General features: G+C 73.1%; 11 protein-coding genes. 8 read left to right on the top strand and 3 right to left on the bottom strand.

Going from position 1 to position 17,816, the window contains the following annotated elements; genetic code table 11:
* Positions 1 to 19: 19 nt before the first annotated feature.
* The gene (locus ACZ4U4_RS01040; protein ID WP_467868046.1) at positions 20 to 2,527 is read right to left on the bottom strand and encodes a DEAD/DEAH box helicase; all 2,508 of its coding nucleotides are present in this window, start codon (positions 2,525 to 2,527) and stop codon (positions 20 to 22) included.
* A gap of 81 nt (positions 2,528 to 2,608) precedes the next feature.
* On the opposite strand from ACZ4U4_RS01040, the gene bldG reads away from it, so the two are divergent.
* The 6 genes from bldG to ACZ4U4_RS01010 all read left to right on the top strand — a co-directional run bounded on the left by bldG (position 2,609) and on the right by ACZ4U4_RS01010 (position 9,650).
* Complete coding sequence (gene bldG, locus ACZ4U4_RS01035) at positions 2,609 to 2,950, top strand: anti-sigma factor antagonist BldG (protein ID WP_004571875.1); 342 nt, start codon at positions 2,609 to 2,611, stop codon at positions 2,948 to 2,950.
* Between the two features lie 109 nt (positions 2,951 to 3,059).
* Positions 3,060 to 3,479 (top strand): ATP-binding protein, encoded by a 420-nt coding sequence (locus ACZ4U4_RS01030; RefSeq protein WP_467868044.1) that lies wholly within the window; start codon positions 3,060 to 3,062, stop codon positions 3,477 to 3,479.
* Between the two features lie 603 nt (positions 3,480 to 4,082).
* Positions 4,083 to 6,497, top strand: a complete 2,415-nt coding sequence (locus ACZ4U4_RS01025; protein WP_467868042.1) for a sodium-translocating pyrophosphatase — start codon at positions 4,083 to 4,085, stop codon at positions 6,495 to 6,497.
* Positions 6,498 to 6,702: 205 nt separating this feature from the next.
* The gene (locus ACZ4U4_RS01020) at positions 6,703 to 7,287 is read left to right on the top strand and encodes a small secreted protein (RefSeq protein ID WP_467868040.1); all 585 of its coding nucleotides are present in this window, start codon (positions 6,703 to 6,705) and stop codon (positions 7,285 to 7,287) included.
* Between the two features lie 120 nt (positions 7,288 to 7,407).
* Entirely contained in the window at positions 7,408 to 8,946 is a 1,539-nt protein-coding gene (locus tag ACZ4U4_RS01015) for a DUF7059 domain-containing protein (protein WP_467868038.1), read from the top strand.
* A 299-nt stretch (positions 8,947 to 9,245) separates the two neighbouring features.
* On the top strand, positions 9,246 to 9,650 hold the full coding sequence (locus ACZ4U4_RS01010; protein WP_467868036.1) for a hypothetical protein: 405 nt from the start codon (positions 9,246 to 9,248) through the stop codon (positions 9,648 to 9,650).
* A gap of 156 nt (positions 9,651 to 9,806) precedes the next feature.
* Here the strand turns inward: ACZ4U4_RS01010 and ACZ4U4_RS01005 are convergent, their stop codons facing one another.
* Together ACZ4U4_RS01005 and ACZ4U4_RS01000 are read right to left on the bottom strand one after the other, a co-directional pair.
* Positions 9,807 to 10,256, bottom strand: a complete 450-nt coding sequence (locus ACZ4U4_RS01005; protein WP_467868034.1) for a DUF2752 domain-containing protein — start codon at positions 10,254 to 10,256, stop codon at positions 9,807 to 9,809.
* 1 nt (position 10,257) lies between these two features.
* Positions 10,258 to 10,845, bottom strand: a complete 588-nt coding sequence (locus tag ACZ4U4_RS01000; protein ID WP_467868915.1) for a hypothetical protein — start codon at positions 10,843 to 10,845, stop codon at positions 10,258 to 10,260.
* Positions 10,846 to 11,367: 522 nt separating this feature from the next.
* Between ACZ4U4_RS01000 and topA the strand changes: the two genes are divergently transcribed.
* Entirely contained in the window at positions 11,368 to 14,232 is a 2,865-nt protein-coding gene (gene topA / locus ACZ4U4_RS00995) for a type I DNA topoisomerase (RefSeq protein WP_467868032.1), read from the top strand.
* Positions 14,233 to 14,418: 186 nt separating this feature from the next.
* On the top strand, positions 14,419 to 17,655 hold the full coding sequence (tmk, locus tag ACZ4U4_RS00990) for a dTMP kinase (protein ID WP_467868030.1): 3,237 nt from the start codon (positions 14,419 to 14,421) through the stop codon (positions 17,653 to 17,655).
* Positions 17,656 to 17,816: the final 161 nt, after the last annotated feature.

The following is a 17,816-nucleotide window of genomic DNA, read 5'->3' as shown; positions in this document are numbered from 1 at the left end:
CGCCTCGATTCCGTGTCGGCTACCCGCCGCCGTCCGTCCTCCCCGCCCCCTCCGGCGCCCCGCGCAGCAGCTCCGTCAGAAGGCGGATCGCCCCGCGCTTGTGCAGCGGCTCGTTGCCGTTGCCGCACTTGGGGGACTGGATGCAGGACGGGCAGCCGGCCTCGCATTCGCAGGCGGCGATGGCGTCGCGGGTGGCCGCGAGCCAGTCGGCGGCCGTGTGGAAGGCGCGTTCGGCGAAGCCGGCTCCGCCCGGATGGCCGTCGTAGACGAAGACCGTGGGAAGGAGGGTGTCGGGATGCAGCGGTACGGAGACACCGCCGATGTCCCAGCGGTCACAGGTCGCGAAGAGCGGCAGCAGACCGATCGAGGCGTGCTCGGCGGCGTGCAGCGCGCCCCCGAGCTGCTCGGGATTGACGCGGGCGGCGTCGAGCTGGTCCTCGGTCACCGTCCACCACACCGCGCGGGTCCGCAGCGTCCGCGGCGGCAGGTCCAGCTTGCTCTCGCCCAGGACCTCACCGGTGATGAGCTTGCGCCGCAGGAAGGAGACCACCTGATTGGTGACCTCGACCGAACCGAAGCACAACCTGCCCGCACCCCAGGGCACTTCGGTCTCCGTTTCGAGGACGGAGATGGCCGTGGTGTCCCGGGCGGTCGTGGAGTACGGCGGGTTGGCCTCCGAGACGAGGGCGACGTCGTCCGCCAGATCGAGGTGCTCGACCACGTACGTACGGCCCTGGTGGAGGTGGACGGCGCCGTCGTGGACCGTCGTATGGGCCGCGGCCGCGTCCACCGTGCCCAGCAGCCGCCCCGTACCGGTCTCGACGATCTGCACCGGGGAGCCGCCCTGCCCGCGGATGTCGGTCAGATCGCAGGCCCGCTCGCGGCGCGTCCAGTGCCAGGCCCGGGCGCGCCGCCGCAGCAGGTTCGCCGCCTCCAGCTGCGGCATCAGCCCGGCCGCCGTGGGCCCGAAGAGCGCGAAATCCGCCTCGGTGAGCGGGATCTCCGCCGCCGCGGCACACAGATGCGGGGTGAGGACGTACGGGTTGTCGGGGTCCAGCACCGTCGACTCGACCGGCTGGTCGAACAGCGCCTCGGGATGGTGGACGAGATAGGTGTCCAGCGGATCGTCGCGGGCCACCAGCACCGCCAGCGCCCCCTGCCCCGACCGCCCGGCGCGGCCCGCCTGCTGCCACAGGGAGGCGCGGGTGCCGGGGTAGCCCGCGATCAGCACGGCGTCCAGACCGGAGACGTCCACGCCCAGCTCCAGCGCGGTGGTGGCGGCGAGCCCGAGCAGCTCGCCGCCGTGCAGCGCCCGCTCCAGGGCCCGCCGCTCCTCGGGCAGATATCCGCCGCGGTACGCCGCGATCCGGGCGGGCAGCGTCCGGTCCACCTCGGCGAGCCGCTCCTGCGCGATCAGCGCGATCAGCTCGGCGCCCCGCCGGGACCGTACGAAGGCGACGGTGCGGACGCCCTGGACCGCCAGATCGGTGAGGAGGTCGGCGGTCTCGGCGGTGGCGGTACGGCGGACGGGGGCGCCCTGTTCGCCGTGGAGTTCGGTCAGCGGCGGCTCCCACAGCGCGAAGACCGTCTCACCGCGCGGCGAGGAGTCGTCCGTGATCTCCACCACGGGCAGCCCGGTGAGCCGGCCGGCGGCCTCGGCGGGTTCGGCGGCGGTCGCGGACGCGAGCAGGAAGACCGGATCGGAGCCGTAGCGGGCGCACAGCCGCCGCAGCCGCCGGATCACCTGGGCGACGTGCGAGCCGAACACGCCGCGGTAGGTGTGGCACTCGTCGATGACGACATGGCGCAGCGCGCGCAGGAAGGAGGCCCAGCGCGGGTGCCCGGGGAGGATGCCGCGGTGCAGCATGTCCGGGTTGGTGAGCACGTAGTTCGCGTACTGGCGCACCCATTCGCGCTCCTCCACGGGGGTGTCGCCGTCGTAGACCGCCGGGCGGATCGCGTCGCCGAGCGGGGCGGCCAGCTCCCGTACGGCGCGCCGCTGATCGGCCGCGAGCGCCTTCGTGGGGGCGAGATAGAGCGCCGTGGCGCCGCGCCCGCCCACCGGCGGCGCCCCGCGTTCGCGCGGCAGCCGCCCCGTCGCGGCGGGGCGGGCGCCGTCCAGGAGGGTGGACAGCACCGGCGTCAGATAGGCGAGCGACTTGCCCGAGGCGGTGCCGGTCGCGATGACGATGGAGGTGCCGTTCAGCGCGTGCTCGGCGGTGACGGCCTGATGGGTCCAGGGGCGGTCGATCCCGGCGTCCCGGAGGGCGGCGACCACTTCCGGCCTGATCCGTTCCGGCCAGTCGGCATGGCTGCCCGGACGCGGGGGCAGGTGCTCCGTATGAGTGATGCGTGCAGCGCGGGTCGCACCCCTGGCGAGACGGTCGAGAATGATGCCGGGGGACGGGTTTGCGCCCGCATCCGTCGGGAGTCGGTTGGAGGCCATCGGCACCGAGTCTGTCACCGGTGTGACGGACAATGCTGAAAGGGCGTCGTGCACGCCTGCTGGTAAGTGATTGAATGCCATCGCGGCTGCCGATCCGTCCCCTACCTTCGGTGGGGAGGCCCCAGGGGGGCGACCGCTCGATAGCAAGGTGCTGGAGGATCCGTGGACCTGTCCCTGTCGACCCGGACCGTTGGCGACCGTACGGTCGTCGAGGTCGGTGGCGAGATTGATGTATACACCGCGCCCAAGCTGCGCGAGCAGCTGGTCGAGCTTGTGAACGACGGCAGCTACCACCTCGTGGTGGACATGGAGCGTGTCGACTTCCTGGACTCCACCGGGCTCGGCGTCCTGGTGGGTGGGCTCAAGCGTGTGCGTGCCCACGAGGGCTCGCTGCGCCTGGTCTGCAACCAGGAGCGCATTCTCAAGATCTTCCGTATCACCGGACTGACCAAGGTGTTCCCGATTCACACCTCGGTCGACGAGGCCGTCGCAGCGACCGACTGACGGCTCCGCGGTGCCCGCGCGCAGGCGCGGGTGAGGAAGAAGTGTGGGGGGTACCGGGCGAAGTCGTCCGGCCCCCTGCGTTGCACGTCCGCAAACCGAGGGGGATGGCATGGCCACCGTCGAACTCCGCTTCAGTGCCCTGCCCGAGCACGTCCGGACCGCGCGTCTGGTCGCGGCCGCGGTGGCGAGGCGCGCCGGGGTGGACGAGGCCGTGCTGGACGAGGTGCGGCTCGCCGTCGGAGAGGCGTGCAGCCGGGCCGTCGGCCTCCATCTGGCGCACGGTATCGACGCGCCCGTCCATGTCGCCCTGATCGAGGACGAGAAGAACTTCGCGATCGAGGTCGGCGACGACGTACCGAGCGGTCCCGGGGAGCACACGTCCGACGACGGCTCCGAGGCGGACGGCGAGGACGAGATGGGCCTCGCGGTCATCAGCGGGCTGGTCGACGACGTCGAGGTCACCTCGGGCGCCACCGGCGGTCTCATCCGGATGAGCTGGCCGACCGCCGCGGCCACGGCCACCCCGTAGCGTTCCCGCCGGGCCGTCCGCCGGGCGCTTCGGGAGCTTCCGACGCCCACCCAGGGCCTTGAGCGCGGCTCGGCCCGTGCCCTGCCGTACTTGCCGTACCCCCGTTCCGTGCGCCGTCAGGGCCCGGAGCGGCCCTCGCCGTGCGTTCAGCCGTATGTGCGCCGCCCCGCGCCGCCGGGCCCCGCGCACGCCCTGGCACCCCCCCGGAGCGGCCCCGGCCCCGCCGTTCCGATCCAGCCTCAATCTGACGTTACGTCAGCCTGGATTCGGCACGGGGCGACGCCCGTATCTCCGTCCGGAGAAACGTTCCTTACGGCCGCCCTGATGGGAACGTAATCGTCTCCCGGGGCGCAAGTGGCGGCTTTGAGCAGCGGCGATCAGTAGGAAACTGAGATCATCGTTCAGTGGTCAGCTAATTAGCTGCTTTCCATCGTCCGGGCTAATTCTGCGGGCGCGGTCCTTTTGATCTTCCCGGCTGCGGCCGAATTGCGTTTCCGGCGCACTGTTTTGATGCCGTGCGGCTCCCTACAATCCGTCCACATCTTGCTCAGTTCGCCTGAGCGTGCTTGCGCGCGCCCATGTGCCAAACGTCAAGGAGGACGAATGGCGGGGCCATACACCCCTCAGTCGCTGAACTCCCCCTCCCTTCTCGCCGGACCATCGCTGACGGCGGGCAACCGCGGCATCGTGCTGGTGATCGCCGGCATCGCGCTGGCGGCACTGGTCGTCGCCGCGGTGCTGGTACGTCAGGTGCTCGCAGCCGGCGAGGGAACCGACAGTATGAAGAAGATCGCCGCCGCGGTGCAGGAAGGCGCGAAAGCGTACCTGGCCCGGCAGTTGCGCACCCTCGGCGTATTCGCCGTGGTGGTCTTCTTCCTGCTCATGCTGTTGCCCGCGGACAATTGGACGCAGCGGGCGGGCCGCAGTGCGTTTTTCTTGATCGGTGCCGGATTCTCGGCGGCCACCGGCTATATCGGCATGTGGCTCGCCGTACGCAGCAATGTGCGCGTGGCGGCCGCGGCCCGGGAAGCCACTCCGGCCGCGGGCGAGAACGACGGGGCCGGGAAAAAGGATCTTACGGCGGTCTCGCACAAGGCGATGAAGATCGCTTTCCGTACGGGCGGCGTCGTCGGCATGTTCACCGTCGGCCTCGGCCTGCTCGGTGCGTCCTGCGTGGTGCTGGTCTACGCGGTCGACGCGCCCAAGGTGCTGGAGGGCTTCGGCCTGGGTGCCGCGCTGATCGCGATGTTCATGCGGGTCGGCGGCGGCATCTTCACCAAGGCCGCGGACGTCGGCGCGGACCTCGTCGGCAAGGTCGAGCAGGGCATCCCGGAGGACGACCCGCGCAACGCCGCGACCATCGCCGACAACGTGGGCGACAACGTCGGCGACTGCGCCGGGATGGCCGCCGACCTCTTCGAGTCGTACGCGGTGACGCTGGTCGCCGCGCTCATCCTGGGCATGGCGGCGTTCGGCGACGCCGGGCTCGCCTTCCCGCTGCTGGTGCCCGCGATCGGTGTGGTCACCGCGATGATCGGCATCTTCGTCGTGGCGCCGCGGCGCGCGGACCGCAGCGGGATGACCGCCATCAACCGCGGCTTCTTCATCTCCGCGACGATCTCGCTGGTCCTGGTGGCGGCCGCGGCGTTCACCTACCTGCCGTCGACGTACCAGGGGCTGGCGGGCGTGACCGACCCGGAGATCCTGGGGCGGCCCGGTGACCCGCGGATCCTCGCGCTGGTGGCCGTCGCCATCGGCATCGTGCTCGCCGCGCTGATCCAGCAGCTCACCGGCTACTTCACCGAGACCGGCCGGCGGCCCGTCCAGGACATCGGCAAGACCTCGCTGACCGGCCCCGCGACCGTCGTGCTCTCCGGCATCTCGATCGGCCTGGAGTCGGCGGTCTACTCGGCGGTCCTCATCGGCCTCGCGGTCTACGGGGCGTTCCTGCTCGGCGGCGCCTCGATCATGCTGGCGCTGTTCGCCGTGGCGCTGGCCGGTACGGGGCTGCTCACCACCGTCGGCGTCATCGTCGCCATGGACACGTTCGGGCCGGTGTCGGACAACGCGCAGGGCATCGCCGAGATGTCCGGCGATGTCACCGGCGACGGCGCGCAGGTCCTCACCGACCTCGACGCCGTCGGCAACACCACCAAGGCGATCACCAAGGGCATCGCCATCGCGACGGCGGTGCTGGCCGCGGCCGCGCTGTTCGGTTCGTACCGCGACGCCCTGGCGACGGCGAAGCAGGCCGTCGGCAAGGCGGCGAGCGGGATGGGGCTGAGCCTGGACATCTCGCAGCCGAACAACCTGGTCGGGCTGGTCCTCGGCGCCTCGGTGGTCTTCCTCTTCTCCGGACTGGCCATCAACGCGGTGTCCCGGTCGGCCGGTGCGGTCGTCTTCGAGGTGCGGCGGCAGTTCCGCGAGCACCCGGGGATCATGGACTACACCGAACAGCCCGAGTACGGACGCGTCGTCGACATCTGCACCAAGGACGCGCTGCGCGAACTGGCCACCCCCGGACTGCTCGCCGTGCTCACCCCGATCGCGGTCGGCTTCGCCCTCGGCGTGGGTGCGCTCGGCTCGTTCCTCGCCGGCGCGATCGGCACCGGCACGCTGATGGCGGTGTTCCTGTCGAACTCCGGCGGCGCCTGGGACAACGCCAAGAAGCTCGTCGAGGACGGGCACTTCGGCGGCAAGGGCAGCGAGGCGCACGAGGCGACGATCATCGGCGACACCGTGGGCGACCCCTTCAAGGACACCGCGGGACCGGCGATCAACCCGCTGTTGAAGGTGATGAACCTGGTGGCGCTGCTGATCGCCCCGGCGGTCGTGAAGTTCAGCTTCGGCGCCGACCAGAACACCGCGGTCCGTATCGGTGCCGCGGCGCTCGCCCTGCTGATCATCGTCGGCGCGGTGTACCTCTCCAAGCGCCGCGGTATCGCCGTGAGTGACGAAGACAACTCCCAGAAATCCGCGCAGGCCGCCGAGACCGCGAAGACGGTCGCCGCGTCCTGACGGGAACGCGTCGTTGACGGCGTGACAGGCGGGTGGCGGGCGCTCGGGGCGGGCGTCCGCCACCCGTCCGCGTCCGAGTGCGGAAGACCTCACCTTCCTTGGTGCAAATGGCTTCATTGCGGTACGTAGCGGATGGCCCGCTCGCGGGCCAGGCCCTTTGGCCGTGTATGTTCCGGGGCCGAGAGCCATGGAAGGGACCGATCCGGTGAACAAGAAGCTTGTGGCCGCGCTGTCCGGCGGTGCGGCACTGATGCTCGCGCTGACCGGGTGCAGCGACGACAGCAGCAAGAAGCTCGACGACTGGGCCAAGACGTTCTGCGACCCCGCGCAGGCCCAGTTCAAGAAGATTCAGGATGCCAACGCCGCGATGCAGACGGCCGACGAGGGCACCACGGACTCCAAGAAGGTCCAGCAGACCGACTCGGCGGCCTTCCAGAAGATCTCCGACGCCTACAAGTCCCTCGCCTCCTCCCTGAACAAGGCGGGCCCCCCGCCGAGCGAGAACGGCGAGGCGGCCCACACGGACGCGGTCAAGGAACTCAACGCCCTCTCCAAGGGGTACGCGGACCTCAAGAAGCAGGTCGACGGTCTGGACACCGGCGACAAGCTGAAGTTCGCCGACGGGCTGCGCAACCTCTCCAACGGCATCAACAAGCTCAACAAGCAGAGCGAGGCCGCCTTCAAGAAGCTGGAGTCCGGCGACGTCGGCAAGGCGATGGCCGGTCAGAAGGGCTGCCAGAGCCAGGGCGCGCCCGCCTCCCCCTCGGGCAAGGAGACCAAGAAGCCGTAACCGGCGGCCCGTAAGGGCGCTCCCGTACCCGGAACCGGTCCACGGCCCGGCGCCGCGCCCGTGAGGCGCGCGGCGCCGGGCCGTCGCCGATTGTCGGTGGCGGGGTCGACAATGGACGGCGTGAGTACGCACCTCCCCACCACAGATGTCCGCGACCCCGCGAGCCGCGCCCGCACCGACCGGATGCGCGCCGCGCTGCTCGCCGCCGACTTCACCGCCGACGGCCTGCTGGAGCTGCTGGGCGCGCCCGCCTACGCCGCGCTGGCCCGCAGCGAGACGGTGCCCGCGCTGCGCGCCACCCGGGGCGAGACCCCGCTGGAGACGCTGGTGCGGCTCTTCCTCCTCCAGCGCCCGGTGGCCCGCGCCCGCGCCGAGGCCGCGCTGCCGGTGGCGGACTGCCTGGCCGACGGCTGGCTCGTCGAGGACGGCGCCGAGGTGCGCGCCCGGGTGGACGTCCGCCCGTACGGCGGCCCCGAGGGGCAGGACTGGTGGATCGTCTCCGATCTGGGCTGCGCGGTCGGCGGCGCGGGCGGCATCCGCGGCGCCGGGCAGGTGGACCGCTCCGAGCTGGTGCTCGGCGTCGGCGGCGCGTCCACGACGCTCGCCGGGATCACCGTCCCCACGCCCGTCGGCCGGGCGCTCGACCTCGGCACCGGCTCCGGCATCCAGGCGCTGCACGCCTCCCGGCACGCCACCGAGGTCACGGCGACGGACCTCAACCCCCGCGCGCTGCGGATCACCGCGCTGACGCTGGCGCTCTCCGGGGCGGCCCCCGCCGAGCTGCGCGAGGGCTCGCTCTTCGCGCCGGTGGGCGAGGAGAAGTTCGACCTCATCGTCTCCAACCCGCCGTTCGTGATCTCGCCCGGCGCCCGGCTGACGTACCGCGACGGCGGGATGGGCGGCGACGACCTCTGCCGCACCCTGGTGCAGCAGGCCGCGGCGCATCTCAACGACGGCGGGTACTGCCAGCTGCTGGCCAACTGGCAGCACGTCGAGGGCGAGGAGTGGACGGACCGGGTGCGCTCGTGGGTGCCGCGCGGCTGCGACGCCTGGGTGGTCCAGCGCGAGGTGCAGGACATCACCCAGTACGCCGAGCTGTGGCTGCGGGACGCCGGCGATCACCGGACCGCCCCCGAGGAGTACGCCGCGCGGTACGACGCCTGGCTGGACGAGTTCGAGGCGCGCGGCACCAAGGCCGTCGGCTTCGGCTGGATCACGCTGCGCAAGTCCGGTGCGGACACCCCGTCGATCACCGTCGAGGAGTGGCCGCACCCGGTGGAGCAGCCGCTGGGCGAGACCGTCGTCGGGCACTTCGCGCGCCAGGACTATCTGCGCCGGACGGACGACGCGGCGCTGCTGGCCGGGCACTTCCGGCTGGCCGGCGAGGTGGTGCAGGAGCAGGTCGGGCTGCCCGGCGCGGAGGACCCGGAGCATGTGGTGCTGCGGCAGAACAGGGGCATGCGGCGGGCCACCAAGGTGGACACGGTCGGCGCCGGGTTCGCCGGGGTCTGCGACGGCTCGCTCCCGGCGGGCCGGATCCTGGACGCCATCGCCCAACTCATGGGCGAGGACCCGGTGTTGCTGCGGGACCGGACGCCGGAGGCGATCCGGATGCTGGTGGAGCAGGGCTTCCTGGAGCCGGTGGGGACGGAGGGCTGAGGGGGTACGGGGCTGACGCGGACGGGTTCGGGGCGCGCCCTGCGGCGCGGCGCGCCCCGAGGCGAGGCGGCTCCGCCGTCGGGGCTGCCGGTGCCGCCGCCCCACCGTCCGGTACCGCCCGTTCAGGGACCGGATCCGGCCATATCGGAAGAGACGCCGAATTCGGGAGGCGTCGGCGGAACCGGGCTGCCGTTCCCGACCCTCACTGGGGATGAGGACGGGCGGGGCGCCGGGCAGGCGACGGGCCTCCGCCGTGCGTCCGGTTGTCGGATCCATCGGCCCAGCCAGTGAGGACTGTCATGAACCGAGCACTCCGTTTGACCGCCGTCAGCGTGATCACCGCCTCCCTGCTCGTCGGGGGAGGGGCCGCCGCCTTCGCCGCCCCCGCCCAGCTGCACTCGCCCGCCCCCGTCGCGGCGACGGCACCGGCCACCGCGTCGCTCACCGCCAAGGCGAGCGTCTCCGCGGTCGGGGCGTGGGAGGAGTTCCGCATCACGGGCACCTCGCACGGCATCACGGCGGGCACCAAGGTCACCGTCCAGCAGAAGCAGGGCACCCGCTGGGTCTCGCTCCCCGCCCAGACCCCGGTGAACTCCACCGGCGCCTACTCGGTCCGGGTGAAGCTCGGCATCAAGGGCCTCAACCACCTGCGGATGGCCGTGAACACCACCGTCTCGCCCGAGCTGACGGTCACGGTGCGCTGACGCAGCTGTCATACGTACGCGTACGGAGCCGCCGCGGAAGCCTGCCCTCGGGTACGGCCTCCGCGGCGGCGGCCGTACCGGGTCCGTCGGGGGCGCATCCGGAGGCGGCGCGCGCCCCGGCCGACGCGGTGCGCCCCGGCCGGACGGCAGCCCAGGTCAGCCCACGACGTTCCGGACGAGCATCCACACCATCGCGACGCCCAGGACCGCGGCGCCCGCGCGGCCCGACAGGCGCAGGCGGTAGTGGCGGCCGCGCAGTCCCGTGATCAGCCAGCGTCCGACGGCGTAGGCGGCGGCCGGTACGCCCAGGACGAGCAGGGCGGCGTTGTCGTGGAACGCCGCCACGACGTCGGCGTGGAGCAGGTCGTACGCGAGGCGGGTGCCGCCGCACAGCGGGCAGAGCAGACCGGTCGCCCACCGGAGCGGGCAGCCGGGGAGCAGATGGCCCGGCTCGTGCGGATTGGTGTTCCAGAGATAGCCGGCTGCCACCGCGCCGATGCCGAGGCCCAGGGCGGCCCGGCGGAGTGTGGTGGCGCGGATGCCGGGGCCGTCCGGCGGTCCGGCCGGTCCGGCCGGGCCTGCGGGGTGAGGTGCGGGGCCGGTCATGTCACAGGCTCAGCGACCTGGCGTGGTTGACCTGGCCCAGCACGTACATGACCTGTTCCCGGGACTGCACCGGGACCATCGTCGCGTGGTGACGTCCCCCGCCGGCCACCGTGACCTGCACGAAGCCGGTGGTCACCCGCTCCTTCATGAGCAGGAAGAGCAGTCCGAGCAGGCAGAAAAAGAAGAAGATGATGCCCAGGATGATCGCGTGCGTGGGGATCTTCTCCTCGGTGCGCGACATGTCCGTGGCGGTCCAGACGGCGCCCTTCAGCGGCATCGGCCCGGACGGCGTCATGATCGTGTCGCCGCCGACCGCGATGTCCCCGATCGAGAAGCCGACCCCGGCGGCACCCGGCTGCGGCCCCGGCGCGAAACCACCGCCGGGCGGCGGGAAGCCCGGCGTGCCCTGCGGCTGCGGGGGAGCGGTGGGCGGCGGCGTGGCGCCGCCCGGGTAGCCGTACCCGGACCCCGGCGCGGCCTGCGGGTACCCGTAACCGGGCTGTCCGGGGCTGCCACCCTGCGGATATCCGTACGGGGAACCGGCCGGCGCGGCGCCGGGCTGCGGCGGCGTACCCGGCTGCGGCGGCACACCCGGCTGGGCCGCAGCCGCCCCCGGCGCACCCGCCGCATCCCCCTGCGGTTTCGCCAGCGGGTCCGGCTTGGCCAGTGGATCGGGCCGGGCCGAGGAATCCGGCGCGCCCGGCGGTACGGGCGGGACCGGCGGGGTCGGTGCGGCGTACGGGTTGGGTCCGTCCTGGGGAGGTCCGGGATGCTGGTTCGCCATGAGTGATCTGTCCCCCGAGTGTGCGTGTGCCGGCGGCGGGCGGTCCGTGAGAGGAGCCGTACCCGGCCATCCTGCCAGTAGGCCGCCGTACGGAGACCGGGGAGCGGACAACGTGACCGAACGGCGGCGGCGCCGCCGGGGGACGAGGTCCGGGCGGCAGGAAGGCATGTAGTCGGGTTACCGTTCGAGTGGCGTTGCGGGGATTTTCCGTTTGACACGGGGGCGGGAGGTACCGTCACACTCCGCAGCGTCAAGCGACACCGCAGTGTCCGCCTCCAGCGCTATCGCCTGGAGGTATCCAGGCGTCGACCGGAGAGAAGAGCCAAGTTGTCCCCGACCAGCGAGACCGCAGAGGGCGGCGGCCGCCGCCTCGTCATCGTCGAGTCGCCCGCCAAGGCGAAGACGATCAAGGGCTATCTCGGCCCCGGATACGTGGTCGAGGCCAGTGTCGGGCACATCCGTGACCTCCCCAACGGCGCGGCGGAGGTGCCGGCGAAGTACAAGGGCGAGCCGTGGGCCCGCCTCGGGGTGAACGTCGACGCCGACTTCCAGCCCATCTACGTCGTCAACAGCGACAAGAAGGACCAGGTCAAGAAGCTCAAGCAGCTGCTGGCCGAGTCCGACGAACTCTTCCTCGCCACCGATGAGGACCGCGAGGGCGAGGCCATCGCCTGGCATCTCCAGGAGATCCTCAAGCCCAAGGTCCCCGTCCACCGCATGGTCTTCCACGAGATCACCAAGGACGCCATCCGCGACGCCGTGGCGCACCCCCGCGAGCTGAACAAGAAGCTCGTCGACGCCCAGGAGACCCGCCGCATCCTCGACCGCCTCTACGGCTACGAGGTCTCGCCGGTCCTGTGGAAGAAGGTCATGCCGCGGCTGTCGGCGGGCCGGGTGCAGTCCGTCGCCACCCGCCTCGTCGTCGAGCGGGAGCGCGAGCGCATCGCCTTCCGCTCCGCCGAGTACTGGGACCTGACCGGCACCTTCACCACCGGCCGGGCCGGGGACAGCTCCGACCCGTCGACGCTGACCGCCCGCCTCGCCACCGTCGACGGCCGCCGTATCGCCCAGGGCCGCGACTTCGGCGCCGACGGCCGTCTCAAGAACGACGCGGTCCTCCACCTCGACGAGGCGAACGCCCGCGCGCTGGCCGCCGCCCTCGCCGAGACCGCCTTCGCGGTGCGCTCCGTCGAGTCCAAGCCGTACCGCCGCTCCCCGTACGCGCCGTTCCGGACGACCACCCTCCAGCAGGAGGCGAGCCGCAAGCTCGGGTTCGGCGCCAAGGCGACGATGCAGGTGGCCCAGAAGCTGTACGAGAACGGCTTCATCACCTATATGCGTACGGACTCCACGACGCTCTCCGACACCGCGATCTCCGCCGCCCGTGCGCAGGTCACGCAGCTCTACGGCGCCGACTACCTGCCTCAGAAGCCGCGCAGCTACGCCGGGAAGGTCAAGAACGCGCAGGAGGCGCACGAGGCGATCCGCCCCTCCGGCGACCGCTTCCGCACCCCGGCCGAGACGGGCCTGACCGGCGACCAGTTCCGGCTGTACGAGCTGATCTGGAAGCGGACCGTCGCCTCCCAGATGAAGGACGCGACCGGTAACTCCGTCACCGTCAAGATCGGTGGCCGCGCCGCCGACGGCCGGGACGCCGAGTTCACCGCGTCCGGCAAGACCATCACCTTCCACGGCTTCCTCAAGGCGTACGTCGAGGGCGCCGACGACCCCAACGCCGAGCTGGACGACCGCGAGCGCCGGCTGCCGCAGGTCGCCGAGGGCGACGCGCTGGGCGCCCGGGAGATCACCGCCGACGGCCACGCCACCAAGCCTCCGGCGCGCTACACCGAGGCGACGCTGGTCAAGGAGTTGGAGGAGCGGGAGATCGGCCGCCCGTCGACGTACGCGTCGATCATCGGCACGATCCTGGACCGCGGCTACGTCTTCAAGAAGGGCACCGCGCTCGTCCCGTCCTTCCTCTCCTTCGCCGTGGTCAACCTGCTGGAGAAGCACTTCGGGCGGCTCGTCGACTACGACTTCACCGCCCGGATGGAGGGCGACCTCGACCGCATCGCCCGCGGTGAGGCGCAGTCCGTGCCGTGGCTGCGGCGCTTCTACTTCGGCGAGGGCGGCGAGGACACCGCCTCCGGCGCCGCCTCGGACGCCGGCAACGGCGACGGCGACCACCTCGGCGGCCTGAAGGAGCTGGTCACCGACCTCGGCGCGATCGACGCCCGGGAGATCTCGTCGTTCCCGGTCAGCGACGACATCAAGCTGCGGGTCGGCCGCTACGGCCCGTACGTCGAGCGCGGCGAGAAGGACGCCGAGGGCCACCAGCGCGCCGATGTGCCGGACGACCTCGCGCCCGACGAGCTGACCGTGGAGCTGGCCGAGGAGCTGCTGGCCAAGCCCAGCGGCGACTTCGAGCTGGGCACCGACCCCGTCAGCGGCCACCAGATCGTCGCCAAGGACGGCCGGTACGGCCCGTACGTCACCGAGATCCTGCCCGAGGGCACCCCGAAGACCGGCAAGAACGCGGTGAAGCCGCGGACCGCGTCGCTCTTCAAGTCGATGTCGCTGGACACCGTGACCCTCGCGGACGCGCTCAAGCTGATGTCGCTGCCGCGGGTGGTCGGCGCGGACGCCGAGGGCGTGGAGATCACCGCGCAGAACGGCCGCTACGGCCCGTACCTGAAGAAGGGCACCGACTCGCGCTCCCTGGAGAGCGAGGAGCAGCTGTTCACGATCACGCTGGAGGAGGCGCTGGCGATCTACGCCCAGCCCAAGCAGCGTGGCCGGGCCGCCGCCAAGCCGCCGCTGAAGGAGCTGGGCACCGACCCGGTCAGCGGGAAGCCGGTGGTGGTCAAGGACGGCAGGTTCGGTGCGTACGTCACCGACGGCGAGACCAACGCGACGCTGCGCCGCGACGACGACGTCGAGACGATCACGGCGGAGCGCGGCTACGAGCTGCTGGCCGAGAAGCGCGCCAAGGGCCCGGCGAAGAAGAAGACCGCCAAGAAGGCCCCGGCGAAGAAGGCGGCCAAGAAGGCGCCCGCGAAGAAGACGGCGGCGAAGAAGACCGCGGCCAAGAAGACCACGGCGGCGAAGAAGACCACCGCGAAGAAGACGGCGGCCGCCAAGACGACCACGGCGAAGAAGTCCGCCGCGGCGGAGGCGTCCGGCGAGGAGTGAGCGGGCGGGCGGCGGGCACGCTCGCCGCCCGTTCCGTACCCGGCGCGCGGCCGCACCCCGCGCGCCCCGGGGCGGCCCTCGCGCCGTACGAGGACAAGGGCGGGCAAGGCGGGCGACGGCCTGCCGGGCCCGCCCCTTTGTTCGGGCGGGGCCCGCACGAACGCGGCCTGCCGATAGGCTGGGCGGATGACGCGTGCCGAGCAGCCAACGGCCCAGACCCCCACTTCAGGCGCCCTTGCCGCGGATTCCCGCGAGCGCGCCGTACGAGCCCTGTTGCGCTTCCCCCCACTGAAGCGACTGTGGAGCGCCCAGTTCGTCGGGGCCATCGGCGATGCCCTGTCCATGCTGGTCCTCGTCCTTCTCGCCCTCCAGGCGGCGCTGTACGTACCCCTGGGAGGCCAGGCCGTCTTCGGCGGCGGCTACCGGGGCGCGGCCCTCGCGGTCACCGCGGTCTTCGCGGCCAGGATGCTGGCGACCCTGCTCTTCGGGGCGGTCCTGCTGGGCCCGCTGTCGGCGCTGACGGCGCCCTCCGGACCGCTCGACCGCCGCTGGACGATGATCGTCGCCGACGTCGTACGGGTCGCCCTGCTGGTCGTCGCGCCGCTCTGGCTGGACTGGACGCGGGCGAACGCACTCGCCTGGCTGCTGGTCACGGTGTTCCTGACCGGCGTCGCCGAGCGCTTCTGGACCGTCGCGCGGGAGAGCGCGGCGCCGGGGCTGCTGCCCGCGCCGCCGCCCGAGGGCGCCGCCGTCCGGCCGCTGCCCGACAACATGGCGGCGCTGCGGCGGCTGTCGCTGCGCACCACCTTCGTCTCGCTGCCGCTCGCCGCCGCCGCGCTCGTCGTCGTCACGCTCATCGGGAAGCTGCTGGGCGCCGGGGTGGCGTGGTTCGACAGCCACCAGGCGGCGCTGGGCTCCTATGTCGCGGCCGGCCTGTTCGGCGCGTCCGTGTCGGTCCTCTACTTCATCGAGCTGCCCGGCGGTGCCACACCGCGGCCGCGCTCCCCGCTGGAGGGGCTGCGCCGCCCGAAGGCCACCGGCGCGGACAAGGGCCGTACCGGCGCCGCCCCGCTGCTGGTGCTCGCCTGCGCCTCGGTTGCCGCGGCCGTCGCCGCCGCGGTCTCCCTCGCCGTGCTGCACTCCGCCGACCTCGGCGGCGGCCCGGTCCTCTTCGCGCTCCTGGTGCTGGTGCTGACCGGCGGCCCGGTCATCGGAATCCGCAGCGCCCGCCGGGTGCTGCCCGCGCTCTCCCGCCGCCGTCTGCTGGCCCTCGCGGTCGCCGCGACGGGCCTGGCGCTGCTGGCCATGGGCCTGGTGACGGACGCGACGACGGCGGCGTTGCTGGCGCTGGTCGCCGGGGTGGGCGCCGGGATCGCCGCCAACACCGGCCACGTCCTGCTGGAGCACGAGGCCGAGGAGGCCGACCACGCCCGGATCACCGGGCAGCTGCACGCCGTCGTCCGCCTCGCGGTCGCGGTCGCCGCGATCGTCGCGCCGCTGCTGGCCGCGGTCATCGGCCCGCACCGGGTCGGCAGCGGTGCGTTCGCCTTCGACCACGGCGGCGCCGCGTTCGCGCTGATGCTGGTCGGCGCGTTGCTGCTGCCGGTCGCCGCCTGGGTGCTCGGCAAGGTCGACGACCGCCACGGGGTGCCGCTGCGGCGCGATCTGCGGGAGGCGCTGCGCGGCGGCGACCCGGAGCAGGCGCCCGCGCCCACCGGTTTCTTCATCGCCCTGGAGGGCGGCGACGGCGCGGGCAAGTCCACGCAGGTCGAGGCGCTCGCGGAGTGGATCCGCGGCAAGGGCCACGAGGTCGTGGTGACCCGGGAGCCGGGCGCGACGGCCATCGGCAAGCGGCTGCGCTCGATCATCCTGGACGTCTCCACCTCCGGCCTCTCGGACCGCGCCGAGGCGCTGATGTTCGCCGCCGACCGCGCCGAGCACGTCAACAGCGTCATCCGCCCCGCCCTGGAGCGCGGCGCCGTCGTCATCACCGACCGCTACATCGACTCGTCCGTCGCCTACCAGGGCGCCGGCCGCAACCTCGCCCCCACCGAGATCGCCCGGATCTCCCGCTGGGCCACCGACGGCCTGGTGCCGCATCTGACGGTGCTGCTGGACGTCACCCCGCAGACCGCGCGGGAACGGTTCACCGAGGCGCCCGACCGGATGGAGTCGGAGCCCGCGGAGTTCCACGAGCGGGTCCGCGCCGGGTTCCTCACCCTGGCCGCCGCCGACCCGGCCCGCTACCTCGTCGTCGACGCCGGCCAGGAGCCGGAGGCCGTCACCACCGTCGTCCGCCACCGCCTCGACCAGGTGCTGCCGCTGTCGGCGGCCGAGGTCGAGGCGCAGGAGGCGGCGCGCAAGGCGGCCGAGGAGGAGGCCCGGCGCAAGGCCGAGGAGGAGGCCGCGCGCAAGGCCGAGGAGGAGCGCCTGGAGCGCGAGCGCCAGGAGCAGCTGGCGAAGCTGCGCGCCGAGGAGGAGGAGCGCAAGCGCCGCGAGGCCGAGGAGGCCAAGGCCCGCGAGGAGGCCCGGCTGGCCGAGGAGGCCCGGCAGCGCGCCGAGGAGGCCCGGCTCGCGGCGGAGGCCGAGCGCAAGCGCCGTGAGGCCGAGGAGCGGGCCCGCGCCGAGGAGCAGGAGCGGCTGCGGCTGCGCGCCGCGGAGGAGGCCCGGCTGCGCGCCGAGGCGGAGGAGCGCCGCAAGGAGAAGCAGCGCAAGGCCGAGGAGGCGCTGCTCCGCGCCGAGCAGGCCCGGATCGCGGCGGCCGAGGCGGCTGCCGCGGCGGAGGCGAAGGCGGCCGAGGAGGCGCGGGCCGCGGCCGATGCGCCGACGACGGAGACGCCGGTCGCCGGTCTGCGGAAGCAGACCGCGCGCGAGGGCGGTACGTCGACGGGCTCGTCGGCCGAGCCGTCCGGCGGCACCTCCCGCTCCGGCCCGGACCGGGGCGCGCGCCCCGACTCCGGCAACGGCTCCGCCACGGACTCCGCCACGGACTCCGCCGAGGGCTCCGACAACGAGCGGACCGCCGCCCTGCCGCTGCCCGGCTCGGGCCCCGTGCCCGGTGCGGCGGACGAGACGACGGTGCTGCCGCGCGCCACGTTCGACCCGGACGCCGAGGAGACCAGCGTGCTCCCGGCGGTCCGCCCCGAGGAGCGCGGGACCGCGCCCGAGGACCGGGTGCCGTCCTGGCTCTTCCGCGACGAGGAGCGGGGCGGGGCGCACCCCACGACGCCCGCCGAGTCCGGCGCCGAGCGCACCCGCGAGCTGCCGCAGCTGGACCCGGAGACCGGCCGCCCGGCCGAGCCCCCGCAGCGCACCCGCCGCCGCCCGGAGTGGGCGGAGGAGACCCCGCTGGACGATCTGCCGACCCTCTCCGACGAACTGTTCGGCCGGGACGACAACGACCGCCGGGGCCGCCGCGGCTGACCCCCGCCGACGCCGGAACGCCCGTGGCCCGCAGCCTCTCCGCTGCGGGCCACGGGCGTTGTGCGTACCGGGGCGGCCGGCGGCCGGACCGGATTGTCGGTGGGGTGCACCACAATGGACGGAGCGCGGGAGACGGCGGCGCGTGCGGTGACACCGCACCC

It is taken from the genome of Streptomyces sp. NPDC029159, assembly GCF_055564055.1.
This window is presented reverse-complemented; position numbering and strand designations above follow the sequence as displayed.